Source organism: Flavimaricola marinus (assembly GCF_900184895.1).
Taxonomy (GTDB): Bacteria; Pseudomonadota; Alphaproteobacteria; order Rhodobacterales; family Rhodobacteraceae; genus Flavimaricola; species Flavimaricola marinus.
The window spans coordinates 107,302-132,430 of sequence record NZ_FXZK01000004.1 but is presented as its reverse complement, the minus strand read 5'-3'; the positions used below and the strand labels follow the sequence as shown (position 1 = coordinate 132,430).

Below are 25,129 nucleotides of genomic sequence, written 5' to 3'. Positions count from 1 at the left end.
CTGACAGGCTTGGCGCAAGGCTGGCGTGTCAGACAGGCAAGCTCAAGGAGCCCTGCGCATCGGACTCGGCGGCCAAATCCAAAAGTCGCTGCATTTCCAGACCACGGTCGAAATCGGGCAGCACCTGCGCCTCGGCGCGGACGGCGGCGATAAAGCGTTCGTAGTTGGTCGGCACCGGCGGGGTCGGGATCTCGTGCCACGTCGCGGTCTGCAAATCCGGCTCCAGACAGGCGCGCAACTGGCTTTCGTTGTTCACATATCGCACTTCGAGGCCGCCCTTGGTGCCAAAGATGCGAAGCTGCAAATCGTTGAGATGGCCAGACGCCATGCGCGAGGCATGAACCACGCCTGTAGCGCCGTTCTCAAGGCGAAGATGCATGGCAAAGCTGTCGTTGGCATCCAGCACATACTCGCCGATACGGTCGCCCGGCGCCTTGTGAAACGTGGTCAGGCGGCAGGAAATATCGGTGGCGGAAAGGCTGGCGGCATAAGTGGCATAGTCCAGAATATGCACGCCGATATCGCCCAGAACCCCCATTGAGCCATGCGCCGATGACAGACGCCACAGCCATTGGCTCTCGGTGCTCCATTCGCCCCACGCAGGCTGGGTAAGCCAGCTCTGCAGATACGAGGCCTCGAAGTGACGGACATCGCCGATCTCTCCAGCGGATATGATCGCGGCGGCCTGCACGAGGGCCGGCACGTTGCGATAGGTCAGGTTCACCATGTTGACGACGCCGGCCGCGCGGGCGGCGTCGGCCATGGCCTTGGCGTCGGTGGCGTTCACGGCCAAGGGCTTTTCGCACAAGACGTGCTTGCCGGCGGCCAGCAGGGGCATCGTCGTGGGATAGTGAACGGCGTCCGGGGTGACGTTGGACACCGCATCAAACTCGCCCCACGCAATGGCCTCTTCGACACTGGCAAAGCCATGCTCCATGCGGTGACGGGCCATGAATTCGGCGCGGCGACCGGGGTTGGTATCGACCCCGGCGGCAAGGGTCACGCCGGGGATCTCGGCATAGGCCTCGGCATGGGCATTGGCCATGCCGCCGGTGCCAAGGATCAGAACGCGGACCGGCTTCACCGGAAGCCTTCCTCGCCATCGGCGTGCAACTTGGGGCCGCGCTCGGTGATCGGCTCCAACGCCGTCTCGACGGGAACGTTCGGGGCGTCGGTCACGCCCTGCACCCTTGCGGCCGGGTTGTTGGCCCAATGAACGGCGTTGCGCAGGACGGTGCGGACGTTGGGGTCGAAATAGGTGGGATAGGTCTCGTGGCCGGGGCGGAAATAGAACACGTTGCCCGCGCCCCTGCGCCATGTCGCACCAGAACGGAACACCTCGCCGCCCTCGAACCAACTGACAAAGACGGTCTCCATCGGCTCGGGGATGCCAAATGGCTCGCCATACATTTCCTCGTTCTCCAACTCGAAATGATCGGGCAGGCCACGGGCGATGGGATGGTTGCGCGAGGTCAGCCAAAGGCGCTCGCGCTCACCGGCTTCGCGCCATGTGAGGTTGCAGGGGGTTCCCATCAGGCGCTTGAAGATCTTGGCGAAATGCGCCGAATGCAGACAGATCAGGCCCATGCCGGACCAGACCGCCTCGGCCACACGCTCGACCACCTCGTCAGAGACATCCCCGTGGGCGGCATGACCCCACCAAAGCAACACGTCGGTGTCGGCAAGGCGCTCCGCGGTCAGGCCGTGCTCGGGCTCTTGGAGGGTGGCGGTGGTGGCACTGATGGCATCGTCCTCGTTGAGGGCGGCGGCAATGGCCGCGTGCATCCCGTCGGGATAGATCTCCGCGACGACGGCGTTCTCGCGCTCGTGGACATTCTCGCCCCAGACGACGGCTTTGATAGGCATGGCGACGGTTTCCTTTGGTTCTGCGGGGTCAGCATACCGACGCAATGACCCGGCGCAATGTGAGATGTGTGGCGGCGGTCAGATGCCCCAGACAGAGCGGCTGCCATCCCAGATCAGCTTGACCGACAGCAGGAACAGCATGGTGTACATGATCGGATAGAACACCTCCGCACGAAGCCGTTTGACGATCGCCACCCCGGCAAGAGTGGCCAGCAAGGCAACGGGCAACAGGGCGGCAGAAGTCGCCAAATTCTGCGTGTCGAACTGGCCCAGCGCGAAATATGGGATCACCTTCACGAAGTTGATGATCGAGAAAACGGCAACGCTGGTGCCGGTAAAGATCTTCGGAGGCAGGCGCAACGGCACCGTATAAATCTGATACGGCGGGCCACCGGCATGAGCGACAAAACTGGTATAGCCCGAAATCGTGCTCCAGATCGCCGCAGCGACGGGATTGTGGGGCTGCGCCGTGGCACGGGCCGCTTTGCCGGCGGTCACCCAGCGGATAATGAACAACAGGGCGATCAGGCCGACGATCAGGCGGATCACGCCATCGGTGACATAGGCGGCGGTCGCCCACCCGATCGCGACGCCGACCAAGGCGCCGGGCAGCATCGTGCGGATCAGGCGGACATCCCACGACTTCCACCAGGACCACAGGCTGACCGCGTCCATGGCCAGCAGGATCGGCAGCAGGATACCGGCGGCCTGCACCGGCGGCACGATGAGGGACAGGGTGGCCATGCCCATGATCGCCATCGCTCCACCAAGGCCGCCCTTGGCAAGGCCGACCAAAGCGACCGAGAGCATTGCCAGGATCAAGGAGGTCAGATCGTCAAAGGCGAGTATCTCATACATGGCAATGCCTGCGGCTACGGGGGGTGGGGCGGGACTAGAACGGAGCCTTGGCGGTAATCCGGGTGCCTTGGCCGCCGTCCGGGTGGCGGAATTGAAGGGTCTCTGAATGCAGCATCAATCGCGGAAAATCGCGGGCAGGACCAGAGGCATAGAACGGATCGCCAAGGATCGGATGACCGATTTCGCGCATATGGACGCGCAACTGGTGCGACCGGCCGGTGCGGGGCATTAGGCGAACGCGGGTCTCCTCCTCCGTAGAGCGGACAACGCGCCAATCGGTGATCGCCTGCTTGCCGTTCTCGTGGTCGACCATCTGCAACGGACGGTTCGGCCAATCCACGATCAGCGGCAGATCGACAGTGCCGGTGCGCTCTTCGATCCGGCCCCAAACGCGGGCGACGTAGGTCTTCTTTGTCTGACGCTTCTCGAACTGCAGGCCCAGATGGCGCTGGGCATGGGGGGTCAGGGCAAAGATCATCACGCCCGAGGTGTCGCGGTCGAGGCGATGGACGAGCAGCGCCTCGGGAAACACCGCCTGCACCCGCGCGATCAGGCAATCGGCCAGATGCGGCCCCTTGCCGGGCACGCTGAGCAAGCCCGACGGCTTGTCGACAAGCAGGACCTCGTGGTCATGGTGAAGCACGACCAAGGGGTCTTGGGGCGGGGCGTAGGTATCGTCCAAACCGGGATCCTATCCGGGACAGCGGGGCAAGAGCGCCCTGATCCCCCGCACTGACCACAGGGCAGGTCGGGTTTCAACCCACCCCGGCGCAGGCCGGGCGGGCGGACCGCGGGTCGATCACATGCGAACACGCTCCGACGCAGGATCGTACAACGGCTTCATGGATGCCTTTGCGGGCACCCGCACCCCGGCCACGTCGATCTGATACTCCGACGCCAAAACCTCCGCCACGCTTTCCCCTTTGCACGGCACATAACCAAGACCGACAGCGCCGCCCAGATGGTGACCATAAGCACCCGAGGTCAGGTGACCCACGATCCGGCCATCGCGCAAGATCGGCTCGTTGTGATAGAGGAGCGGCTCCGGATCGGTGAGCATGAATTGCACGAGGCGGCGGTCCAATCCGGCCTCGCGCTTGGCCAGCACGGCATCGCGGCCAATATAGTCGGGCTTGTCCTTGCCCAGCGCAAAACCCAGCCCCGCCTCCAGCACATGATCCTCGCAAGTGATGTCATGGCCGAAATGGCGAAATCCCTTCTCGGAACGGGCGCAATCCATCATGTGCATCCCGCACAGGGTCAGGCCCATCCCCTGCCCGGCCTCCCAGATCGTCTCGAATGCATGGGCGGCCATATCGGAGGACACATAGACCTCCCAACCCAGCTCGCCCACGTAGCTCACCCGGTGGACGCGGGCCAAGCCGAGGCCCAGCTCCACCGTCTGAGCCGTGCCGAACGGGTTCACTGCGTTCGAGAAATCGGCCGGCGACACCGCCTGCAACACCTCACGCGCCCGGGGGCCCATCACGGCCAGAACGCCCTCACCGGCGGTCACATCGGTGATCACCACGGCAGCATCCCCCAGATGGCGGCGCATCCACGTCTCGTCGGCAAGGCGCGTGGCGGCTGGGGTCACCACCAGATAGGCGGTCTCCGACAGGCGGGTCACAGTCACATCGGCCTCGATCCCCGCGCGAGCATTGAGGAACTGGGTATAGACGATCTTGCCCACCGGGACAGACATCTGCGCACCGCAGACGCGATTGAGAAACGCCTCGGCATCGCGGCCTTCGACACGGATCTTGCCAAAGGACGACATGTCGTAAAGGCCCACGCCGGTTCGGACAGCGGCGACCTCGGCAGCCACATTGTCAAAGAAGTTCTGGCGTTTCCACGAATAGACATACTCCTTGGGCTGGCCCTCACGGGCAAACCAGTTCGCCCGCTCCCAGCCTGCCAATTCGCCAAAGACGGCACCGCGCTCCACCAGATGGGCGTGAAACGGCGAGCGGCGAACGCCGCGGGCGGTGGCCTTCTGGCGATAGGGGAAATGATCGGCATACAAGAGGCCCAGCGCCTCGGTGGCGCGTTCTTGCAGATAGCGCCGATTGCCCTGAAACGGCTGCATCCGGGCAATATCCACATCGCCCAGATCGAACGGCTTCTCGCCCGTATCCATCCACTCGGCCAGCGCCATGCCAGCGCCGCCCGCCGACTGAATCCCGATGGAGTTGAATCCCGCCGCCACCCAGACATTCGACGCATCAGGGGACAGCCCCAGATGATAGGCATTGTCCGGGGTAAAGCTCTCGGGGCCATTGAAGAACGTATGAATGCCAGCCTCGGCCAGCATCGGCATCCGGTTCACAGCCGCCTCGAGGATCGGTTCGAAATGGTCGAAATCTTCGGGCAGTTGATCAAACTCAAAGCCCTCGGGAATGCCCGCCATGCCCCACGGCTTCGAGACAGGCTCGAACGCGCCCAGCATCATCTTGCCCGCATCGACCTTGTAATAAGCGCATTCGTCCGGGACGCGCAGCACCGGAAGCTGCTCAAGGCCCGCCACAGGCTCGCTGACAATATAGAAATGCTCGCAGGCTTGCAGGGGGACATTCACGCCCGCCATCTGGCCCACCGCGCGGCCCCACATACCGGCGCAATTGACGATCATATCGCAAGCGATATGACCCGCCTCTCCATTCTCGGCCTGCCAGTCCACGCCCGTCACCCGGTCGGCCTCGCGCTTCACCGAGGTCACAGCGACACGCTCGAAAATCTGCGCCCCACGCTGACGAGCACCCTTGGCCAAAGCCAGCGCGATATTGCCCGGATCACCCTGCCCGTCCTTGGGCAAATAGACGCCGCCGGTCACTCCATCCAGATTCAGATGGCCATATCTCTGACCAACCTCAGCGGTCGAAATCTCATCGACCTCCACCCCGAAAGCGCGGGCCATCGCGGCAGTGCGGCGGATCTCCTCCAGCCGCTCGTCGGTCAACGCGACAGTGATCGAGCCCACCCGGCGAAACCCGGTGGCAAGGCCGGTCTCGGCCTCCAGCCCGCCATAAAGCTCCTGCGAATACTTGGCGAGCCGGGTCGTGTTGGCGCTGGAGCGTAACTGGGCGATCAACCCTGCAGCATGCCACGTCGTGCCGGATGTCAGCGCCTTGCGTTCCAATAGGACTACATCCGTCCAGCCCAGCTTGGTCAGGTGATAGGCCACCGAACAACCAATGATCCCGCCGCCGATGATAACGACGCGGGCCTTTGCAGGAACAGTCATGTCCGTGATCCTCTAACGAATGACATGGCCGGCAGCGCGAAGCGCCTCGGCCACAGCGGCAATATGAGCGGGACCCACCTCACAGCAGCCGCCCACGATCGTAGCACCCTGATCGACCCATGACAGAGCCATCCGGGCATAGGACTCCGGGCTCAAATCCTGACGGGTGATCAAGGCATCGACCGTCGGCTTGGCACCCAGGAATTCCTTGGTGATGCGGGTAAACCCATTGGCATAAGCCCCCATCGGCAAACCCGCGCCCTTCAGCGCGGCCAGCGCGGCAGGCATCGCTTCGGGGGCGCTGCAATTGGCCAGAACGGCCTCGGCGCCTCCCTCGACCGCAATGGCACAGACTTCGGCCACCGGCTCGCCAGAGCGGAGCAAGCTGCCATCCTCGTCGTCCACCGTGACAGACAGCCAGACCGGCACGCCACAATCGCGGCAACCATCCAGAATGGAGCGGGCATGCAGCAACGAGGCCACCGTCTCGCAGATGATGAAGTCGACCTGCTGCGCGATCTTGGCAGCAAACTCCGCATACATCGGGACCGAAGTGTCATAGTCGGGATGGACATCCGGGCGATAGGTCGCGCCCAACGGGCCGATCGAGCCCGCCACCCGGCCACCTTCGACACGGGCGGCATTCGCCTCGGCCAGCGCAATATCGTGCAACTGGGAAAACTGACCCTCCATCGGGGTGCCGACAAGGCGGTCGTGATGAACGGCATAGGTGTTGCAGGTCGCGACAGTCGCCCCGGCAGCATAGAAATCACGATGGACCTCGGCCACCAGACCGGGGCGATCGACCATCACCTGGGTCGACCACAGAGGGGTCGGACGGTCGCCCGCACGATGCACCAATTCCTGGCCCATACCACCATCCAGCAACACCACATCAACCATCATGCTTCCTGACTTCTTTGGGTCTCAAATATCCTCGGGGGGCGGCCGCAGGCCGGGGGGCAGACAGCCCCCTACGCCCGCAAACGCGCGTTCGCCGGATCCCATAACGGGGCATCGGGCGCAACCGTCGCAGCACGGCGCTCGCCGAATATCTCGACCTCCAGCCGCGTTCCCGGCACCGCCAGATCCGGTCGGATCATCGCCAAGGCGACCGACGCGCCGACGCGGTAGCCCCAGGCACCGCTGGTGGTCTCTCCCACCACGGCGTCCCCGTCCCAAACGGTCGACATATAAGGCGCATCGCACGGGCCGGGGTCATCCAACGTCAGGATCGCAAAGCGTTTCGCCGCGCCCGTCCGGCGCTCGGCCTCCAAGGCGGACTTGCCGGGAAAGTCTGATTTGTCCCAATCGACAAAGCGGTCCAGCCCGGCCTCGAGCAAAGTGTAGTCGGTGGACAGATCGCCCTTCCACGCGCGATAGCCCTTCTCGATGCGCAGGGCATTCAGGGCATACATGCCAAAGGGCTTGGCACCGGCGGCGACAACGGCGTCCCAGATCGTCGGAGCATCGGCCACCGCGCAATGCAGCTCCCAGCCAAGCTCGCCGGCGAAGGAAACGCGAAGCAGAGAACAGTCGACACCGGCGACGCGCGCCTGCTCCTGAACGGACAGCCACGGCAGCGCCAGATCGGCGTCCGTGAGGGGGGCCAGTATCTCACGGGCCTTCGGGCCGGTGACAAGCAAGCACTCGGCCGCCTTGGAGTGATCGGTGACGGTGACACCCTCGGGGGCCTGCCGCGAAAGATGCTCGGCATCGTGCCATTGGGCCGCGGCAGCGGTGATGAGACCCACCTTGTCGGGGCCATGAACCATCACCGACATCTCGGTGACGATACGGCCGCGGCTGTCGGGGAAATAGGCCAGACCGATACGGCCCTCGCGGGGCAGGCGGCTGGCGGTCAGGCTATCGACGAAATCGCGGGCGCCGGGGCCCTCGACCAAGAGGCGGGTGAAGCCGGAGATCGGCAGGACACCGCAGGCATCGCGAACCGCCTCGCACTCCTCCTTGATACGAACGGCCCAAGGACCGGCGCGGTCCCATGTCTGGGTGGCGGCCTCCGAGGTGTCGTCGCCGGGCTTGGCAAACCAGTTGGCGCGCTCCCAGCCGCCGTAGGCACCCATAGCGGCGCCGGCCTCGAGCAAACGGTCGTGCAGGCTAGAGACCTTGCGATCACGGCCGGCCGGCCACTCGTGATGCGGGAAATGCATCGCATATTCATGGCCGTAAACCTCGACGGCCTTGGCGTTGCAATAGTCCTGATCGGTGTAATCGGTAAACCGGCGGGGATCGACGGCCCACATGTCCCACTCGGTCTGGCCCTCGGTCACCCACTCGGCCAAGACCTTGCCCGCGCCACCGCCTTGGGTGATGCCAAAGGTAAAGACACAGGCTTCATAGGCATTGGGAACACCGGGCATCGGGCCGATCAGCGGCAGGCCGTCCGGGGCATAGGGGATCGGGCCGTTGATGACACGGCCGACACCGGATTGGCCAAGCAGCGGGACGCGGGCCATGGCGTCCTCGATATACCACTCGAGACGCTCCAGATCGTCGGGATAAAGCTGAAAGCTGAAATCCTCCGGCATCGGGTCGTCCGGGGTCATCCAGTGGCCCTTGCAGTTGCGCTCATAGGGTCCGAGGTTCAGGCCGTATTTCTCCTGACGCAGATAGTAGGAGCTATCGACATCGCGCAGGAGCGGGAGCTTGCCGTGCTCCTTGCTCCATGCCTCCAGTTCGGGGACGGGCTCGGTCAGGAAATACTGATGGCTCATGACGGCCATCGGAACGGTGCGGCCGCCATAGGGCTTGAACCACTCGCCCACGCGCTGGGCATAGTAGCCGGCCGCATTCACGACCTTCTCGCAGCGAATATCGCCCTTGTCGGTATGAACGATCCACTCACCCCCCTCGCGAGAGACGCCCGTGGCGGGGCAAAAACGCTCGATGCGGGCGCCCATCTGACGGGCCCCCTTGGCGAGGGCCTGTGTCAACTGGGCGGGGTCGATGTCTCCGTCGTCCGGGTCGTACAGAGCACCGGCCAGATCATGGGTCTCGATGAACGGATAGCGATCCTTGAGGTCGGAGACCTGCATCATCTCGAGGCTCAGACCCTGATAGCGGCCCATGCCTCTGGCGCGCTCGAATTCCTGAACGCGCTCCTTGGTATGGCCAAGGCGGATCGAGCCGGTGACATGATAGTTCATCGGGTAATCGACCTCGTCGGCCAGTCCACGATACAGGCCCAGCGAATAACGCTGCATGTTCATGACTGCCCAAGAGGTGCTGAACGAAGGGCAGTTGCCAGCCGCATGCCACGTAGAACCGGCGGTCAGCTCGTTCTTCTCGAGCAGAACGCAATCGGTCCAACCGGCCTTGGCGAGATGATAGAGGGCAGAGACGCCGACGACGCCGCCACCGATGATGACCACGCGGGCGGTTGTGGGGAAATCAGCCATTCTCTAGTGCCTCCTGCGGAAGACTGTCAGTTATGTCGTAGTAGTCGCCCTTGTCGGCGACAAAGATATGGCGCTCCAGGCGCAGCCCGGTTGGGGCCTCGAGCGCGCCCAAAGCGACAGCGATCTCGTCCTCGGCATGGGCTTTCCAGAACAGCGACGATCCGCAAACCGGGCAAAAACCGCGCTTGGCCGCCGGGCTGGACTCGTACCACCGCACTTCGCCCTCGATCGTCAGCCCGTCCAAAGGCACATTGACAGACGCCCAGAAATGGCCGGACATCTTACGGCACTGGCCACAATGGCAGGCAGCCGGATCACGGACCGGGACACCGGTGACAAAGCTGACCGCGCCGCATGAACAGGTTCCTCTCAATGCGGGCACTCCTAATACACCGGGGGCGCGATGACCCAGATCACAACGCAGGGAACATCATGCGGGTTGATCCAGCGAAAGTGCTCGCCGCGAATACGAAAACTGTCGCCCGGCGACAGATGGAAATAGTCGCCCTCGATCCACAGGACCAATCTACCCGACACCACATAGCCGACCTCCTGGGTCGGGCGCGAAACTGGCTCGGTGATCTTGGCGTGGGGCTGAAAGACGGAATGAAGAACCTCGAAGTCGTCCGTCAGATCGGGAGAGAGCAGCTCCTCGACCAAGCCCGCCTCACGACTACCGATCGGACGACGGGCGCCAGCACGGACGATCAGACCCTCCTCCTCCGGAGGAGCCTTGGCACGGAACAGGCTCGACACCGAAACGTCCAGGGCGGCGGCAATCTGTCGAAGATCCGTCACGCTGGGCTGGGACATATCCCGCTCCACCTGGCTGAGCCAGCCGACCGAGCGGCCCAACTCATCGGCCAGCGCCTGCAAGGTCAGTCCGCGCGACCGTCGCAGCGACCGCAGGTCCGCCCCCAATGTCCGGGCCTCGGGTGGGATCTCATGGCGCATGGCGACTCGCGTGCAAAAGGGCTTCTTGCGCAACCCTTCCACAGCTTCGTGAAATTTCAAAGGCAATTTTCACGCCCTTTCATCTTGGCCAAGAAAACTCCCCCCGGAGGGCCGCTATACCAAAGGCTCCACCATTGATGATCCGGGCCGCCTAGACGATAGGGCAGAGGGGGCTGTCTGCCCCCGCCCTTCGGGCCCCCCGAGGATATTTCAGACCCAAAGAAGGCATGGCGATTGCAGCCCGACGGATCGCCGCAAACATGACACGATGTCATCATGCTCCCGCCCGGTTTGTCCCCGAAAACAGGGGCGTAGCTGCATAGCTTCTCTCGGCGTCGCGTGACAAAGCCCCCACCCAGTAGCGCGACGTCGAGATTTACGCCCCCAAACGACGTTGCATCTGAGCCGCACGGCGATAGTGTGCGTCCAAGCACTTGAGGGAGGCGATTATGCGCGATTTTCAACGTCCGGGCCGGTCTGTCGCCTATGCGACCAACGGCATGTGCGCGACGTCTCATCCATTGGCAGCCAAGGTCGCGGTGCAACTTCTCGAAGCGGGTGGCAATGCCGTGGACGCGGCCATTGCCGGGGCGGTTCTGCTGGGCCAATGCGAACCGGCGATGACCGGCATTGGCGGTGATCTGTTCGCCCTGATCAGTCCGCCCGGCGGCGAGGTTGTCGCCTTGAACGGATCCGGCCGTGCGCCTGCCGGACTAAGCGCCGCGGCCATGCGGGACGCGGGTCACGCCACGGTGCCGCTGGACGGGCCGGAGGCGGTCACCCTGCCGGGGGCGGTGGATGCCTTCTGCCGGATGTCGGCGGATTGGGGCAAGATCGGGCTGAGGGCCAGCCTCGCCCCCGCGATCCACTACGCCGAGGCGGGCATCCCCGTCGCCCCTCGGGCGGCGCTTGACTGGGCGATGCACCAAGACAAGCTCAAGGGGGCCGCCCGCCGGCACTTCCTAATCGACGACTCCGCCCCGCGCGCCGGGCAGATATTTCGTGCGCCGCAGCTGGCCGAGGTGTTGCGGCGGATCGCGACGGAGGGACGGGACGGGTTCTACGCCGGAGAGGTCGCCGAGGACATGGCCTCGAGCCTTCAGGCGCTCGGCGGCACCCACAGCCTTCAGGACTATGAGGACACCAGAAGCGACTATGGCAAGCCGATCTCGGGAACCTACGCCGGGGTCGACCTGCTCGAGCATCCGCCGAACGGTGTCGGGGCCATGGCGATCCTGATGCTCAACATGCTGAGCCATTTCGATCTGTCGGAGATGGACCCCTTCGGCACCGAACGGGCGCATCTGGAGGCCGAGGTCGCCAAGCTCGGCTTCGATGCTCGCAACCGGTTCATCGCCGATCCCGACCACGTCTCCCGGCTGGAGCACATGCTGGCCCCGGAAACGGCGGCGGAACTGGCCAAGCTGATCTCGATGAAAAAGGCGCTGCCTTTCCCCGCGCCGCTCGCGGAAGCGGTGCACAAGGAAACCGTCTACCTCACCGTCGTCGACAAGGACCGGATGGCGGTTTCGCTGATCTACTCGGTGTTCAAGGACTTCGGTACCGGGCTCGCCTCCGAGAAATTCGGGATCCCATTCCACAACCGGGGGGCGGGATTCACCCTCGAGGCAGGGCACCCGAACGAGGCCGGGCCGGGCAAGCGGCCGATGCACACGATCCTTCCCGGAATGCTGCGCGAGAACGGGCGGATCTTTGGCTCGTTCGGGGTGATGGGCGGCGGCTATCAGCCCATCGGCCACGCCCGGTTCCTGACGAACATGCGCGATTTCGGCATGGACGTGCAGGAGGCGATCGACGGTCCACGCTGCTTCTTCGAGAACGGCAAGCTGCTGGTGGAGCGGGGCTATGCGCCCGAAGTGCATCAGGGACTGGCCGATCTGGGGCACGACGTGGTGGTGCCGCCGCGGCCCATCGGCGGGGCGCAGGCGATCCTCATCGGCGAAGACGGTGTGCTCAGCGCCGGGTCAGACCCCCGCAAGGACGGCATGGCACTGGGCTATTGACCGCCAAGTCAGGGTTGGCGGTCAACCGTCGGCCGTTGCGGGACCTCGGGGCAATCCGATGTGCGGAGTTTGGCTGCCCCCTTCGCCATGAGGCTAGGGGCAGGCGATATCGGCCGTGCCGTGCGCCACCTTCCCGCTCTCTCCGGCAGGAGTCGCCAGAATCGGGCGGCGGGATCCTACAGGCCGGTGCTTAACGTTTCGCAAATGAGAAGCGCCGTCCTGTCACGGCGGCCGATTCTGCCTGCGCCGATAACGACACCGACGCCATACCGACGTCGGACCGACGGCAAACCGCAGCCCGATTTCTCGCGGTGGAGCGTGTTAACGAATCAGGTGAAATGGTGCGGCTATCTGCTCGGCAGCGGTCAGTTCAACTGAACCTGAAGCGGATAATGTCCATCCTCGAACGGACCGAAGAGATCTTCGAGATCGGGATGTTCGACGGGTCTGCCGGAATAGTCGGCAATCAGATTTTGTTCTGAAACATAAGCCACATAGTAGCTTTGATCGTTCTCGGCGAGCAGGTGATAGAATGGCTGATCCTTCTGGGGGCGGCTCTCCTCCGGGATCGCCTCGTACCATTCCTCAGTGTTCGAAAACATCGCGTCCACGTCGAAAACCACGCCCCTGAAGGGGTGTTTACGGTGCCGGACAATCTGGCCCAGGTGGTATTTGGCGCGCGTTTTTAACATATCATCCTTTGCCCCTCCTTCGTTCATACGCCCTTAAACCTATAAAAGTCTATGGGTTAGGGCCGGCAAATGCAGAAACAGTCTGTGCATCCCCGCTCATTTCCGGCGATCGGCGGTTTACCGACATCACGCGAATTCTAGCGCACATGCTCGGCTTGCCCGTTCACAGAGCGGCCAAAAAACGCTATGGTCGAAAAAAACAAAATAGAGCGAGAGGCAGATGAGCAGACTCTTTCGCGCGATGGTTCTTTTGGCCTTGTTGGCCGGTTGTGGCAGCCGAGACTACCAGGCGCCCCGAGAACTGGATAACGCGTGCAGTATAGTGGCTGAACGGCCGAATTATCTTCGGGCGTTTCGCGCAACCGAGCGGAAATGGGGCGTTCCCGTAAACGTCCAAATGGCGATTATTTACCAAGAGAGCAAATTTATTGGAAACGCCCGTCCGCCGCACCAATATGCGCTCGGTGTGATCCCGATCGGACGGCAGTCATCCGCCTACGGCTATTCGCAAGCTCTGGATGGCACGTGGGACGAATATGTCGAGGACGTCGGTGGCCGCCGGTCTCGCCGTGATGATATCCGCGACGCGACCGATTTCATGGGATGGTATATGACCCAGACCCGTGACCAGTTGGGCATTCCGCTTTCCGATACCCGCAACCAGTACCTTGCCTACCACGAAGGCCGGACAGGGTATCGGCGGGGGAGCTACAATTCAAAGGCTTGGCTGGTTCGGATCGCTGGTGAACTGGAATCGCGGGCTGCGCTCTATCAGGCGCAGTTGGTGAGCTGCGGCAGGGCCTGAGCCAAATACCAGTTGGGCTTTGTCGGACAAAAACGAAAGGAGCCGCAGTCAACCTGCGGCTCCGCCAAGATCAGTCGGTCGATTGTTGAGATCAGTTCCCGAATGACTGCTCGGCTGCTTGGATATTGAACAGAATATCGTTCAGTGATCCGCCGCGCTGCAGATCATTCAGGATAACCGTAGTTTGCTGACCGGTATCGTCTGTCACAATCCATTGGCGCAATTCGACGGGGTTGGCCGTGTAGACCATCTGGATAGATCCATACTCCGGCCTGTCGGGGTCTTGCGCCGTGATCGTCGTCGTCGTGCCGTCAGAGGTGTGACCAGTGACCATACGCGCCCGTGTCAGATCCACGTCGCGCGCCAGAATGATCGACAGAGGGGTCTGGTTGAGCGGATAGCGATCGGGGCCTGCATTGGATCGCGGATCAAATATCGCCACCGAACCACCGCCCGCGATCACAAGGCTGTTCTCCGGTGGATCGTATTCGAACCGAATGCGACCGGGGCGCTTGATATAGATCTGGCCGGTCGAGATCGTCCCGCCGCCATTGATCTGAGTAAAGCCACCCGTCGCGGTTTGAAGGCGGTTCAGGTATGTCGAAACCTCGGCAAGTGAAAGCTGCTGGGCCATTGCGGGGCCAGCCAGCGCCAAGGACAGGGCGAAAGGCGCAAGGAGCGCGGTGCGTCGTGTGATATTGGTCATGGTCACTACCTAATCCTACCGCAGGGCAAATGCACCCTGCATCGTCGTAGAATATCTGGGCCATTGCCCCCCGTTATTCCATATCACGGCCATATTAATCGCCTGTCAGGCAATAACCGGCTGATCCTGCAGGCCTAGCAGCCGCGGTTGCCATCGCCGTCAGCGAAATCCACGACCAGATACTCAGGCTGCGCTCTGCCACCACAGAGCAAGACCAGAACCTGAAGGGGGCTGCCACCGGTAATGATCCGCGCAATCAGGGGATCGGTGTCTCCTCGGGCATAGAGCTGCGGGATTTGGGCACGCAATGAACGATCCCCAAAAAACGGGTCGATCTCGTCGGATGGATCGCGCTTGCCAAACCGGTGCACATTGGCCCGATCCTGCTGCAGAATCGCACCCAGATCGGTCAGCCGGGTACCGGATGAATTGAACATGTCACGCTGACTGATCTCGGCGTAGTAGGCTTCGATGACGGATTGGGCTTGGCTCGTCGCGGGAACGGCAATCGCAATAGCGGCAGCAAGGGCTAGAATACGCATCGGTCAATCTCCATGGCAGAATATCCGCCCACGGTAATCAACCGAATCGCATTCTTCCAAGCCCCATTTGTCTCTGTCAGTGCACCTCTGGCACGAGGATCTCGCGTTTTCCAACATGGTTGGCAGATGAGACGACGCCTTCGTCTTCCATCTGTTCGACCAGTCGGGCGGCCTTGTTATAGCCGATCGCCAGTTTGCGCTGGATGTAGGAGGTCGAGCACTTGCGGTCCTTGGCCACGATCTGCACGGCCATATCGTAAAGCGCATTCTCTCCGTCATCGCTGGAACCGAGGCCGAGGACTGCGTCGATGCTCGACTCGGTCGCCTCGTCAGGACCGTCCACCACGCCGGACATGTATTCCGGCGGACCAAAGCCCTTGAGGTGATTGACGATCTCTTCGACTTCCTCATCCGAACAGAACGGTCCGTGGATACGGCTGATCTTGCCGCCGCCAGCCATATAGAGCATGTCACCCATGCCCAAGAGCTGCTCGGCCCCCATCTCGCCCAGAATGGTGCGGCTGTCGATCTTCGAGGTCACCTGGAACGAGATCCGGGTGGGGAAGTTTGCCTTGATCGTGCCGGTGATCACGTCCACCGACGGACGCTGAGTGGCCATGATCAGATGGATCCCCGACGCCCGAGCCATCTGTGCAAGGCGCTGGATGCACGCCTCGATCTCTTTGCCGGCCACCATCATCAGATCGGCCATCTCGTCCACGATCACGACGATGAACGGCAGAACCTCTGGCGTAATCGTCTCGGTCTCGAAGATCGGATCGCCGGTCTCCTCGTCAAAGCCTGTCTGGATCGTGCGGTCGAAGGTTTCGCCCTTGGACAGCGCCTCGCGCACCCGACCATTGTAGCCGTCGATGTTGCGCACGCCCATCTTGGACATCTTGCGATAGCGTTCCTCCATCTCGCCCACGACCCATTTCAAGGCCACGACGGCCTTTTTGGGATCGGTCACCACCGGTGACAGAAGATGCGGGATGCCGTCATAGACACTGAGTTCCAGCATCTTGGGGTCGATCATGATCAACCGGCATTCCTCTGGAGTCAGCTTGTAGAGCAGCGACAGGATCATCGTGTTGATGGCCACGGACTTACCCGAACCGGTCGTCCCTGCGATCAACAGGTGAGGCATCTTGGCGAGGTTGGCGATGATCGGCTCACCACCAATATCCTTGCCCAGAGCCAGAGGTAGGCGCATCTGGCTGTCACCGAAATCGCGGGCGGCGAGGATTTCGCGCAGAACGACCATCTCGCGCTTCTCATTGGGCAATTCGATACCGATGACGCTGCGCCCCGGCACGGTCGAAACACGCGCGGACAGGGCGGACATGGACCGCGCGATATCGTCCGACAGACCAATGACCCGGCTGGCCTTGAGACCCGGTGCCGGCTCAAGCTCATACATCGTGACCACCGGGCCCGGACGAACGGACACGATTTCGCCTTTGACGCCATAGTCGTCGAGAACGCTTTCCAGCATCCGGGCATTCTCTTCCAAGGCCTCATCACTCAGGTGATGACGCTCGACTTCGGACGGATTGGTCAGCAGGCTCAACGGCGGTTGCTCGTAGTCTGAGAATTTCTCTTCCAGCGGAAGGGCGGGCTGCGCTTCGGCCTTGGCACGGGTTGAAGGCTGGATAGTGCGCTTGGCCGAATGCTGAACGACAGCTTTGCGCGGCTCTGCCGGACGGGGTGCAGAAACGGGTGCCACTCGCGGAGTGTGCGGCGTGTTGTCGGCCGAAACAGACCAGTCGTTGTCATCTTCTATGAACATGTTGTCCGTCGAAAGGTCGGCGTCATCCTCTTCGATCAAATCCGGCGAAGGCGGCAGCGCAGTCCGGACCGAGGAAATCGTCGGGGCCGTGAGAGGAGGTTCGGCGGGCGGCTTGGGGCCAAGGTCAAGCACTAGGGGTTTGGGGCCCTGGCGTCGCTCTACCTGTGGCTCCACGCGCACGGGAGCGGCCCCGCGTGAGCGGTTGCGGATCGCGTCCGATATCCGGGCCTTGATGCGATCGCCGTCCATCGGCTCGGTCTCACCTGCCCAAGCGTCGCTTTCGATCAACTCGGGTTCAGGCATGGTGTTGGGGACGGGCTCGGACCGCTTCAACAGCGATGGCATACGAGCAAGGAAGCCGCTGGGCTGCGGTTCCGCGGCGCGGGCAGGCGCGACAAGGGGCGCTGCGCCGGCCGCCGGCGGCATCCGGCGAGGTGCGGCGGTGGGACGGGCTTCGGTGGCCGGCTCGCGGCGCACTGTGGTGACTTGTGGTGCCGAAGCCGGCATCGCGCGGCCGGTCGGCATGGCGGGGTTCGCGCGAACTACGGCGGCAGCGCGCTCGGAGGGGCTTTGGACCTGCGGCGCAGGAATCGCTCTTTCGGCCGCCATTTCGGCTTCGAGCATCTCGCGCTCGGCCCGCGACACTTCGCGCCGGTTCTCGATCTCCGACTGAACACGGCTCTGAACGCCGTGAGCGGCCTTGAGAGACGCTTGAGCGCCCTGCCCGAGCACCTTCAGGATAAGATCATACGCGACAACCAGCCCAAAGACGAAGCGCTTCCAAAGCTGGCCGATTTCTTGCTTGGTGAAGCCCAACACATATGCTGCCAGCGCCAAAGTAGCGACGAACGCGGCCAAGGAAAGAAGCTTCACTCCGACGGCTGCCCCTAGGGGTAGAATGGTCAGCAACACGCTCAGAACCGTGTCGCCAAACAGGCCACCCATGCCGAAGCTGTGCGGCCAACCGGCCGGCGGGGAAAGCGTTGCGGCGTAGACGGCACCCACGGCTATGGCGATCGGCGCGAACACGACGCGCCCCATAGCCCGATCCGTTCCGGAATGAGCCGCGAGGCGGAGACCCCATACGCAAAGTGTCACGGCAATGCCCCAGGTCGCCATTCCACCAATCATGAAAAGCGGCTGAGCGAGCGACGCGCCAAACCGACCGAGCCAATTCTTGACCGGTGCGTCAGAGGCCAGCATCCAGTTGGGATCGTCGGGAGAATAGCTGCCAATCATCATGGCGGCCAAGACGCCGAGAACGATCAGCCCGATGCCCAGAAGTTCTTTGCTCCGTTTTTCGAGCACGGCTTGCGTCGTGCTGTCCAAGAGCGGATCCCGACCTCGTGTCTGATATGCCATCTCGTCCCTCGCCTCTTAGTCGTACAAGCAGTCGCGAAGCTGCGAGAGCCCGCGCTGCACCGTTTGTGTCGGGGCCACCATCGCGACCCGAATATATCCTGCGCCGGGGTTTCCCTCGGCGGTATCGCGGCTGAGATACGCACCGGGCAGCACCCTAACGCCAGTCTCTTGCCAGAGTTTGAGCGCAGCCTGCTCTCCGTCCTGCACCGGCAGCCACAGAAAAAATCCGGCAGGGGGCGCGACATAGCCCGGCACATCACCCAGAATCTGATCTGCGACCTGATATTTCTGCTGATAAAGCGCGCGGCTCTCGTCGACATGCGCCTCGTCGGCCCAGACCTTTTCGGCAACCCGTTGCAACGGCAGCGGCAGAGGTGCGCCTGCGTAGGCCCTGAGTTGACGGATACGCGCGATGCTCTTTGGACCGCCCGCTACAAATCCGGACCGCAGACCCGGCAGGTTGGACCGCTTTGACAAGGAATGAAAGATCAGAACACGCTCGGGGTCTGCTCCCATTTCTTTGGCGATTTGCAGCGCCCCCACCGGTGCAGCGTCCCGCCACACTTCGGAATAGCACTCGTCCGCGAGAATCCGGAAATCGTGCTTCTCGGCAAGCGCGATCAGGCTGCGCCAATATTCCGCAGAAGCGACGGCCCCCTGCGGGTTTGCCGGCGAACAGATATAGGCCAACGCGGTCCGATCCAGAATGGCATCTGGAAGGCTCGCGAAATCAGGCAAATGGCCGGTTTCGGCGGTCGCACTTACATAGACGGGCTCGGCATTCACCGACAGGGCAGCGACGGCATAGACCTGATAGAACGGGTTCGGCGTGAGGATCACCGGACGACCGTTCTTGTCCTCGGGGCAAAGCGCCATCGCGGCGTTGTAGAGCCCCTCGCGCGTGCCATTCAGCACCATGATCTGATCGTCATTCAGCGACACGTCATAGCGGCGACCAACCCAAGCCGCGATCGCCTCAAGCAGCTCGGGCGAGCCGTCGTTCGGCGGGTATTTGGCAAACTCGTGCGTGTGCGCGGCGAGCACGTCCTGCACCCATTCCGGGAAGGCGTGCTGAGGCTCTCCGATGGTCATGGCAATTGGATCGCCGCCCGGGGTGTGGGCGTCGAGCAAAGTCCGCAAACGCGGGAACGCATAGGCCGGTAGGTCCGAAAACCGCTCGGGAAACACCATTGCTGCCTCAATCATCGGGATCATTGTCGCCCCGTTTCAATCAAACTAGCCGCTGCTGCCCTTCGATGTCCAGAAAAACGACACAATTTCCGGGGCCTGAGACTCCGCTTTGTGGCTTTTAGGTCAAGACCGCCTCTGCCGCCGCCCCAAGCTGCAACAATCGCTCTTCTTCACCGGGCAATGCGTTGAACAAAATACCACATGACGGTGTGCCGGTAGGCAGGCTTAGCCCACAGAGCCCCATCAGGTTGCCGATGCGTGTATTGCGTAACGCATTGAGATTACTGGAAACGTAATAGGCATCATCCGATGTGATCCGCTCCACCTTCGGTGGCATGTTTGGGGCCGTCGGGCAGATTACCGCATCATAGCCCTGCGTCGCCTCGGCCCATTTCACCCTCAGCGCCCTGAGCTTGGTCCACGCAGCGATGAAATCCGTGGCCATGACAGAGCCACCAGCACTGACCCGCTCTCGGATATGATAGAACATCTTGTCCGGCGCAGCCTCGACATAGGGCTTCCAGTAGGCATAGGCCTCGGCCGGATAAACCGTCGCGGTCAACTCAAACGCCTTCTTCAGAAACTGGATTTCGGCGCGTTCGACCACAGCCCCGGCAGCGATCAGTTTGGCCACTGCGGCCTCGAACGCGGCGGCGGGGGCGTCCTCGAGGTCCTCCATGCCGACGGTTTCGACAACCAGGAGCCGTTTGCCCTTTAACGTCGCGCCGGTCAGCGACGTGGGTGGGCCGCCCAAGACCTCGAAGGTCAGCGCCGCATCCTCAACGGTGCGGCACAGCGGTCCGATTGTGTCGAAGGAGGCGCAAAGCGGAACGACCCCGTCCAAAGGCAATGCGCCGTGGGTCGGCTTGAACCCGACGAGATCATTCCAGGCCGACGGAAGCCGAACCGATCCCCCCGTGTCCGATCCAATGCCGACGGGGGCCAGCCCAAAGGCCACGGAAGCGGCCGCACCGGAGGACGACCCGCCCGGCACCGCGTCGGGATCGTTCACGCAGGGCGGCGTTTCGGTCACTGGATTATACCCAAGACCCGAGAATGCAATCTCGGACATATGGGTCTTGCCCAAGCAGACCATACCCATCGCAGTGGCGGTTGCCAGAACCGCTGCATCCGCATCGGGAATGCGCCCCGCCAGCAGTGCGGTGCCGGCCTCTGTTGCCACGCCTGCGGAATCGAACAAGTCCTTCCAACTGGCCGGAACGCCATCCAGAGGGCTCAATCGCTGCCCCGATTTGGCACGAGCAGCGGCAGCGGCGGCTTCGGTCATCGCGCGCTCCGGCGTGAGGCGCGCATATATCCTGCTCTTCAGCGGATGGGCCCCGATCGCGTCGAGATAGGTCTTGCACAGCTCAACCGGGTCAATCTGACCAGCCTCGATCCCGCGGCCTAGCTCTGCGGCGCTCATGGTTAGCCAATCGCCCATTTCTGTGTCCCCCACTGATGTTTCACAACTGGTAGCGGCCCACAGCCGCATGGACAATCCCGGACAGAGACGCATATGTCGGGCTATGAGAAATGACAGCGATATCCTGATCGTCGGCGGCGGGTTGAATGGCCCGGTCTTGGCCTTGGCTTTGGCCCGGGCCGGTTTCGGCGTGACCGTGATCGACTCCACGTCGCGGGATACACGAGCGGCACCGGACTTCGACGGACGATCCTATGCTCTTGCCTTGGCATCGTGTCGGTTGCTCCGCGCACTCGGGCTTTGGGACAAACTTGCGCCGCACGCAGAGCCGATGCTGGAGATCAAGGTTACAGATGGACGCGCCGGCGAGGGGCCGTCGCCTTGGATGCTCCATTTTGATCACGCCGAGATCGAAGAAGGGCCGATGGGCCACATGGTCGAGGATCGGCATCTTCGTGCAGCCTTGCTGGATGCGATGGACGCCTCCCCCGCGATCACCCATTTGGCAGGCGAAACCGTGGTGACGCAGGACGTTGCGGGGCCGCGCGTCTTGCTGAGTTTGGCCTCGGGCCAGCAAGTCAAAGGCAGCTTGCTTGTCGGTGCCGATGGCCGCGGCAGCGGGACAGCCGAGCGGGCCGGGATCGGGCGCACCGGCTGGGGCTATGACCAGACCGCAATTGTCTGTGCCGTGGCACACGAAAAACCGCATGGCGGCATTGCCCACCAGTTCTTCATGCCGTCCGGCCCCTTGGCGATTCTGCCGCTGACGGAAAACCGCTGCTCCATCGTCTGGAGCGAGACTGACAGCCGCGCCGCCGAGATCATGGCATTGGATGACGCCGGGTTCCTTGATGCTTTGCGTCCCGCGTTTGGCAGCTTTTTGGGCGAGATCTCCCTGACCGGAGCACGATTCACCTATCCGCTTGGCCTGACGCTGGCCGACAGGTTCGTCGATGACCGACTCGCCCTCGTGGGAGATGCCGCACATGGGGTTCACCCGATTGCGGGCCAAGGACTGAATGCGGGTCTGCGCGACGTGGCGGCTTTGGTCGATGTGCTGACCGATGCGCGACGGCGCGGTGAGGATCCGGGGAGCGCAGCGGCGCTTGCCCGCTATCAGCAGTGGCGACGGTTCGACACGGCAAGCCTCGCGGTTGCGACGGATCTATTCAATCGGCTTTTTTCAAACGATAATCCGATCCTGCGGGCAGCGCGCGATCTGGGGATCGGCGCGGTGAATGCTACGCCGTCACTCCGCCGCACATTCATGAGAGAGGCCGCCGGCCTTACCGGAGATCTCCCACGTCTGATGAGAGGCTGACTACTGCATTCGACTGGCCGCCGGGCCTGTCAGCGGAGCAGCGTCATGTGTCGCGGTAACAGTCGGCGCCTTTACGTCGACCCATTGCGTTTCCTGCATCTGCCAAAAGCGCGGGTCGGCAAGCACGTGATCTGGCAGCAATTCCTTGCAAAAAACCTTGTGACGCTTGGTCGATACCGTCACCTTGCAGTTCATCCCGGTGGTGGGCAGCTTTCCTGACGCAAAATCAAACCGCAGTTGCGCCTCGCGTCGTGCGAGTTTGCGGATCTGAGCGCGGAGCGATGCGAGTTCGTCTGCCGGTGTCATTTTGAGAATCATCAACCGCTCCTTTTCCGGGTCCGTAACCAAAGCTGGATCACGGCCCCCTAAAGCGCGGTTAAGATCACTCTAGGCTTCGGGCCTCATCGGCGAGCATGACCGGGATTCCGCCGCGTATCGGATACGCCAGATTGGCCGACTTGCTGACCAACTCCTGCCGCGCGGCGTCATAGCTGAGTTGACCGTGGGACTGCGGGCAAATCAGTGCCTCAAGCATCTTTGGATCAAAAACCGGGCCGTCGCTCATTGCATGATCTCCTCGCTACTGCCGCCACGAAGGGCATATTCGATCAACGTGATCAAGGTCTCTCGCCGGGTGCTGAGTGATGGGGCTTCCAACAGGGCCTGTTTGTCCTCCGCGTCGAATGGGCAAAGCATCGAGAGCGAATTTATCAGAAGTTCGTCGTCCGCCTCCGAAAGAGACTCCCAATCGGTCGAAAGGCCCTGATCCTCGAAAAAGCGACCCAAAAGCGCCATGAAATCTAATCGATCAAAGGCGTTGTCACGCTCCGTCGGACCAAGATCACGCTCGAACCCCTGCCAGTTCACCTGACAGCGCCGATAGGGTTGAAATCCTTCGACCTCCTGAACGATCCGGAAGCGCGACATGCCCGAGAGGGTAATCATGTAGCGGCCGTCTTCTGTCTCGGAGAACGCAGTGACGCGACCGGCGCAACCGATGGTGTGGAGCCGCCCCGCCTCGCCGGGGGCGTCATACGGCTGAACCATCCCTATCAGCCGCTCGGGTGTCTTGAGCACATCCTCCAGCATCGCCAGATAGCGCGGCTCGAACAGGTGCAACGGCAACCGGGACCGGGGAAGCAACAGCGCCCCCGGCAACGGAAAGACTGGAACGAGATCTGGCAGGTCTTTGGTTTGTGTCATGCTCCGCAACCTAGCCCGTGCTCTAGGTCAGGCAAATATCATCGACGACAATTTGCGCCGTCCGTTCAATGCGATTGGATCGGTGGCCGTCAATGCGTCGAAGACCTTGAACAACTGGGTTTTGGCCGCCCCGTCGTTCCATTCCCGATCGCGCCGGAAGAGCTCGAGCAATTGATCGACACCTTCGGCCACTTGGCCGTTGGCGTGAAGCGCCGTGGCCAGATCGAACCGCGCGGCGTGGTCGTCTGGATCGGCTTCGACCTTCGCCTGCAGCTCTGCGACCGGCCCGGCATCGGCGGCCTCGCGAGCCAGCTGCAATTGCGCGTGCGCTGCGTCCAGTTCAGCGGACTTGGCGATGGATGCAGTGGCGCCGTTCAGAACGGCCTCGGCCTGATCGAGATCACCCAGCGCGATGTATGACCGCACGAGGCCGGAATAGGCCGGAGCGTTCTCCGGCTCCTCCTGTAGCACGGCGGCAAAGGTCTCTGCCGCGCCGGCCACGTCGCCCTCGGCCAACATCGTCTCGGCGGCCTCGACGGCGGCGGACAGACCTTCGTCTTCCTCGCCGGCAAGGGCGGCGATCTTGGTGACGAATTCGTCTACCTGGCTTGCAGGCAATGCGCCCTGAAATCCATCAACCGGTTGCCCTTGCCAGAAGGCGTAGACCGTCGGGATGGATTGCACGCGCAGTTGCCCGGCATAGACTTGGTTGGCATCGACGTCGATCTTGACGAGTTTGACCTTGCCTTTGGCCTTGGTCACTGCCGCCTCGATGGCCGGGCCGAGCGTCTTGCACGGGCCGCACCAAGTGGCCCAGAAATCCACGATCACTGGCATTTTCTGCGACGCCTCGATGACATCCGTCATGAAGGTGGCATCGGTTCCGTCGATGATGGCTGCGTCGTCGGTGGTCGCGGCGGTGGGCTGGTCTCCGATCCCAAGCATGGGGCGTCTCCTGCGTTTAATGTTTGGCCTCTATATGTGCGCTGTGGCGGCGACCGCCAAGGGCAAAGCGCCATTGCACGGCACAGAATCCGGGATAGTCTGCTCAGAATCGGCAAGAGGAGGCCCGGATGACGCGAACTTTGATGTGCTTTGGCGACAGCAACACACACGGCACGCCGCCCATCGTCGAGAGGGGCGCACCCTATAGCCGTTATGACGACCAGACCCGTTGGCCATGTGTCGCACATCGTGCGCTAGGCTCCGATTGGACGCTGGTCGAGGAGGGCCTACCGGGGCGGACCGCCCGCTTTGCCGATCCGGTCATGGGCGCACATATGAATGGACAGATCGGCCTCGATATCGCGCTGAACAGCCATGGCCCGATAGACGTCATGACTCTCATGCTCGGCACGAACGACGTGAAGACGCGATTCTGCATCTCTCCCGAGAATGTGCTCGCCGGAATCGCCGGGTTGATCGACGTGGCGCTTGGCGAGGTCGCGCAAACCCGTCACGGAGGCTTCAAGGTCTTGCTGATGTGCCCACCGCCGGTCTTGGAAGAAGGACCGTTCGCCGGGGAGTTCTTCGGAGGTCGCGCCGCGTCAGAAGCCCTTCCACCGCTGTATCAGGCACTGGCCGAAGCACGAGGATGCGGCTTTCTGGATGCTGGAAAAATCATCCAGGTCAGCCCGATCGACGGCGTCCACTATGGCCCGGAGGCCCATGCCGCACTGGGCGCGGCTGTCGCCGAAGCGATCGCCGCTCTCTAGTTGCGGGATAGC

Annotated in this window: 23 protein-coding genes; 4 read left to right on the top strand and 19 right to left on the bottom strand. The window is 62.6% G+C overall.

All coding sequences use genetic code 11. The features are described from left to right. Positions 1-28 precede the first annotated feature (28 nt). From LOM8899_RS11670 to LOM8899_RS11630, 9 genes are all read right to left on the bottom strand, one after another. Positions 29-1,084 (bottom strand): Gfo/Idh/MocA family protein, encoded by a 1,056-nt coding sequence (locus tag LOM8899_RS11670; RefSeq protein WP_093992406.1) that lies wholly within the window; start codon positions 1,082-1,084, stop codon positions 29-31. After that, positions 1,081-1,866, bottom strand: a complete 786-nt coding sequence (locus tag LOM8899_RS11665) for a ThuA domain-containing protein (protein ID WP_093992405.1) — start codon at positions 1,864-1,866, stop codon at positions 1,081-1,083. Before LOM8899_RS11665 ends, LOM8899_RS11670 begins: the two co-directional genes overlap by 4 nt. Before the next feature lie 78 nt (positions 1,867-1,944). After that, the gene (locus LOM8899_RS11660; protein ID WP_093992404.1) at positions 1,945-2,724 is read right to left on the bottom strand and encodes a sulfite exporter TauE/SafE family protein; all 780 of its coding nucleotides are present in this window, start codon (positions 2,722-2,724) and stop codon (positions 1,945-1,947) included. Between the two features lie 34 nt (positions 2,725-2,758). Next, positions 2,759-3,406 carry a pseudouridine synthase gene (locus LOM8899_RS11655; protein ID WP_093992403.1) on the bottom strand — a complete coding sequence of 216 codons (648 nt, stop codon included), beginning with the start codon at positions 3,404-3,406 and terminating at the stop codon, positions 2,759-2,761. A gap of 117 nt (positions 3,407-3,523) precedes the next feature. Then, positions 3,524-5,968 (bottom strand): GcvT family protein, encoded by a 2,445-nt coding sequence (locus tag LOM8899_RS11650; RefSeq protein ID WP_093992402.1) that lies wholly within the window; start codon positions 5,966-5,968, stop codon positions 3,524-3,526. 12 nt (positions 5,969-5,980) lie between these two features. Then, the gene (locus tag LOM8899_RS11645) at positions 5,981-6,871 is read right to left on the bottom strand and encodes a homocysteine S-methyltransferase family protein (protein WP_093992662.1); all 891 of its coding nucleotides are present in this window, start codon (positions 6,869-6,871) and stop codon (positions 5,981-5,983) included. A 71-nt stretch (positions 6,872-6,942) separates the two neighbouring features. Beyond that, complete coding sequence (locus tag LOM8899_RS11640) at positions 6,943-9,387, bottom strand: GcvT family protein (protein ID WP_093992401.1); 2,445 nt, start codon at positions 9,385-9,387, stop codon at positions 6,943-6,945. Continuing rightward, complete coding sequence (locus tag LOM8899_RS11635) at positions 9,380-9,769, bottom strand: GFA family protein (protein WP_093992400.1); 390 nt, start codon at positions 9,767-9,769, stop codon at positions 9,380-9,382. The genes LOM8899_RS11640 and LOM8899_RS11635 overlap by 8 nt, the downstream gene beginning before the upstream one ends. A 2-nt stretch (positions 9,770-9,771) precedes the next feature. After that, positions 9,772-10,341 (bottom strand): helix-turn-helix domain-containing protein, encoded by a 570-nt coding sequence (locus LOM8899_RS11630; protein ID WP_093992399.1) that lies wholly within the window; start codon positions 10,339-10,341, stop codon positions 9,772-9,774. Positions 10,342-10,790: 449 nt separating this feature from the next. On the opposite strand from LOM8899_RS11630, the gene LOM8899_RS11625 reads away from it, so the two are divergent. Beyond that, on the top strand, positions 10,791-12,365 hold the full coding sequence (locus LOM8899_RS11625; RefSeq protein WP_093992398.1) for a gamma-glutamyltransferase family protein: 1,575 nt from the start codon (positions 10,791-10,793) through the stop codon (positions 12,363-12,365). 365 nt (positions 12,366-12,730) lie between these two features. On the opposite strand, the gene hspQ is transcribed toward LOM8899_RS11625, so the two are convergent. Continuing rightward, entirely contained in the window at positions 12,731-13,057 is a 327-nt protein-coding gene (gene hspQ, locus LOM8899_RS11620) for a heat shock protein HspQ (RefSeq protein ID WP_093992661.1), read from the bottom strand. A 220-nt stretch (positions 13,058-13,277) separates the two neighbouring features. Between hspQ and LOM8899_RS11615 the strand changes: the two genes are divergently transcribed. Next, entirely contained in the window at positions 13,278-13,862 is a 585-nt protein-coding gene (locus LOM8899_RS11615; protein WP_093992397.1) for a transglycosylase SLT domain-containing protein, read from the top strand. 91 nt (positions 13,863-13,953) lie between these two features. On the opposite strand, the gene LOM8899_RS11610 is transcribed toward LOM8899_RS11615, so the two are convergent. The 5 genes from LOM8899_RS11610 to LOM8899_RS11590 all read right to left on the bottom strand — a co-directional run bounded on the left by LOM8899_RS11610 (position 13,954) and on the right by LOM8899_RS11590 (position 20,896). Continuing rightward, on the bottom strand, positions 13,954-14,568 hold the full coding sequence (locus tag LOM8899_RS11610; RefSeq protein WP_093992396.1) for a LolA family protein: 615 nt from the start codon (positions 14,566-14,568) through the stop codon (positions 13,954-13,956). Positions 14,569-14,702: 134 nt separating this feature from the next. After that, the gene (locus LOM8899_RS11605; protein ID WP_093992395.1) at positions 14,703-15,110 is read right to left on the bottom strand and encodes a hypothetical protein; all 408 of its coding nucleotides are present in this window, start codon (positions 15,108-15,110) and stop codon (positions 14,703-14,705) included. 76 nt (positions 15,111-15,186) lie between these two features. Further along, positions 15,187-18,261: a DNA translocase FtsK gene (locus tag LOM8899_RS11600; protein ID WP_093992394.1), complete on the bottom strand. Its 3,075-nt coding sequence runs from the start codon at positions 18,259-18,261 to the stop codon at positions 15,187-15,189. Positions 18,262-18,276: 15 nt separating this feature from the next. Then, positions 18,277-19,449 (bottom strand): aminotransferase class I/II-fold pyridoxal phosphate-dependent enzyme, encoded by a 1,173-nt coding sequence (locus LOM8899_RS11595; RefSeq protein WP_093992660.1) that lies wholly within the window; start codon positions 19,447-19,449, stop codon positions 18,277-18,279. Between the two features lie 121 nt (positions 19,450-19,570). Further along, positions 19,571-20,896 (bottom strand): amidase, encoded by a 1,326-nt coding sequence (locus LOM8899_RS11590; protein WP_093992393.1) that lies wholly within the window; start codon positions 20,894-20,896, stop codon positions 19,571-19,573. 85 nt (positions 20,897-20,981) lie between these two features. Between LOM8899_RS11590 and LOM8899_RS11585 the strand changes: the two genes are divergently transcribed. Then, positions 20,982-22,199: a UbiH/UbiF/VisC/COQ6 family ubiquinone biosynthesis hydroxylase gene (locus LOM8899_RS11585; RefSeq protein ID WP_245820512.1), complete on the top strand. Its 1,218-nt coding sequence runs from the start codon at positions 20,982-20,984 to the stop codon at positions 22,197-22,199. Here the strand turns inward: LOM8899_RS11585 and LOM8899_RS11580 are convergent, their stop codons facing one another. The 4 genes from LOM8899_RS11580 to LOM8899_RS11565 all read right to left on the bottom strand — a co-directional run bounded on the left by LOM8899_RS11580 (position 22,200) and on the right by LOM8899_RS11565 (position 24,347). Then, positions 22,200-22,517, bottom strand: a complete 318-nt coding sequence (locus tag LOM8899_RS11580; RefSeq protein WP_093992391.1) for a hypothetical protein — start codon at positions 22,515-22,517, stop codon at positions 22,200-22,202. Between the two features lie 64 nt (positions 22,518-22,581). Further along, on the bottom strand, positions 22,582-22,764 hold the full coding sequence (locus LOM8899_RS11575) for a Trm112 family protein (protein WP_093992390.1): 183 nt from the start codon (positions 22,762-22,764) through the stop codon (positions 22,582-22,584). Continuing rightward, positions 22,761-23,402, bottom strand: coding sequence for an LON peptidase substrate-binding domain-containing protein (locus LOM8899_RS11570; protein WP_093992389.1), 642 nt, complete (start codon positions 23,400-23,402; stop codon positions 22,761-22,763). Before LOM8899_RS11570 ends, LOM8899_RS11575 begins: the two co-directional genes overlap by 4 nt. A 27-nt stretch (positions 23,403-23,429) precedes the next feature. Next, the gene (locus LOM8899_RS11565) at positions 23,430-24,347 is read right to left on the bottom strand and encodes a thioredoxin family protein (protein WP_093992388.1); all 918 of its coding nucleotides are present in this window, start codon (positions 24,345-24,347) and stop codon (positions 23,430-23,432) included. Positions 24,348-24,475: 128 nt separating this feature from the next. Here LOM8899_RS11565 and LOM8899_RS11560 point away from each other — a divergent pair, with 128 nt between their 5' ends. Then, entirely contained in the window at positions 24,476-25,117 is a 642-nt protein-coding gene (locus tag LOM8899_RS11560) for a GDSL-type esterase/lipase family protein (protein ID WP_093992387.1), read from the top strand. Positions 25,118-25,129 lie beyond the last annotated feature (12 nt).

What these genes read in the sequence shown, in the direction of transcription:
- LOM8899_RS11665 (WP_093992405.1), bottom strand. Translation starts at nt 1,866, where the DNA reads ATGCCTATCAAAGCCGTCGTCTGGGGCGAGAATGTCCACGAGCGCGAG.
- LOM8899_RS11660 (WP_093992404.1), bottom strand. Translation starts at nt 2,724, where the DNA reads ATGTATGAGATACTCGCCTTTGACGATCTGACCTCCTTGATCCTGGCA.
- LOM8899_RS11650 (WP_093992402.1), bottom strand. Translation starts at nt 5,968, where the DNA reads ATGACTGTTCCTGCAAAGGCCCGCGTCGTTATCATCGGCGGCGGGATC.
- LOM8899_RS11645 (WP_093992662.1), bottom strand. Translation starts at nt 6,871, where the DNA reads ATGGTTGATGTGGTGTTGCTGGATGGTGGTATGGGCCAGGAATTGGTG.
- LOM8899_RS11640 (WP_093992401.1), bottom strand. Translation starts at nt 9,387, where the DNA reads ATGGCTGATTTCCCCACAACCGCCCGCGTGGTCATCATCGGTGGCGGC.
- LOM8899_RS11630 (WP_093992399.1), bottom strand. Translation starts at nt 10,341, where the DNA reads ATGCGCCATGAGATCCCACCCGAGGCCCGGACATTGGGGGCGGACCTG.
- LOM8899_RS11625 (WP_093992398.1), top strand. Translation starts at nt 10,791, where the DNA reads ATGCGCGATTTTCAACGTCCGGGCCGGTCTGTCGCCTATGCGACCAAC.
- hspQ (WP_093992661.1), bottom strand. Translation starts at nt 13,057, where the DNA reads ATGTTAAAAACGCGCGCCAAATACCACCTGGGCCAGATTGTCCGGCAC.
- LOM8899_RS11615 (WP_093992397.1), top strand. Translation starts at nt 13,278, where the DNA reads ATGAGCAGACTCTTTCGCGCGATGGTTCTTTTGGCCTTGTTGGCCGGT.
- LOM8899_RS11610 (WP_093992396.1), bottom strand. Translation starts at nt 14,568, where the DNA reads ATGACCAATATCACACGACGCACCGCGCTCCTTGCGCCTTTCGCCCTG.
- LOM8899_RS11605 (WP_093992395.1), bottom strand. Translation starts at nt 15,110, where the DNA reads ATGCGTATTCTAGCCCTTGCTGCCGCTATTGCGATTGCCGTTCCCGCG.
- LOM8899_RS11600 (WP_093992394.1), bottom strand. Translation starts at nt 18,261, where the DNA reads ATGGCATATCAGACACGAGGTCGGGATCCGCTCTTGGACAGCACGACG.
- LOM8899_RS11590 (WP_093992393.1), bottom strand. Translation starts at nt 20,896, where the DNA reads ATGGGCGATTGGCTAACCATGAGCGCCGCAGAGCTAGGCCGCGGGATC.
- LOM8899_RS11585 (WP_245820512.1), top strand. Translation starts at nt 20,982, where the DNA reads ATGAGAAATGACAGCGATATCCTGATCGTCGGCGGCGGGTTGAATGGC.
- LOM8899_RS11580 (WP_093992391.1), bottom strand. Translation starts at nt 22,517, where the DNA reads ATGATTCTCAAAATGACACCGGCAGACGAACTCGCATCGCTCCGCGCT.
- LOM8899_RS11575 (WP_093992390.1), bottom strand. Translation starts at nt 22,764, where the DNA reads ATGAGCGACGGCCCGGTTTTTGATCCAAAGATGCTTGAGGCACTGATT.
- LOM8899_RS11570 (WP_093992389.1), bottom strand. Translation starts at nt 23,402, where the DNA reads ATGACACAAACCAAAGACCTGCCAGATCTCGTTCCAGTCTTTCCGTTG.
- LOM8899_RS11565 (WP_093992388.1), bottom strand. Translation starts at nt 24,347, where the DNA reads ATGCTTGGGATCGGAGACCAGCCCACCGCCGCGACCACCGACGACGCA.
- LOM8899_RS11560 (WP_093992387.1), top strand. Translation starts at nt 24,476, where the DNA reads ATGACGCGAACTTTGATGTGCTTTGGCGACAGCAACACACACGGCACG.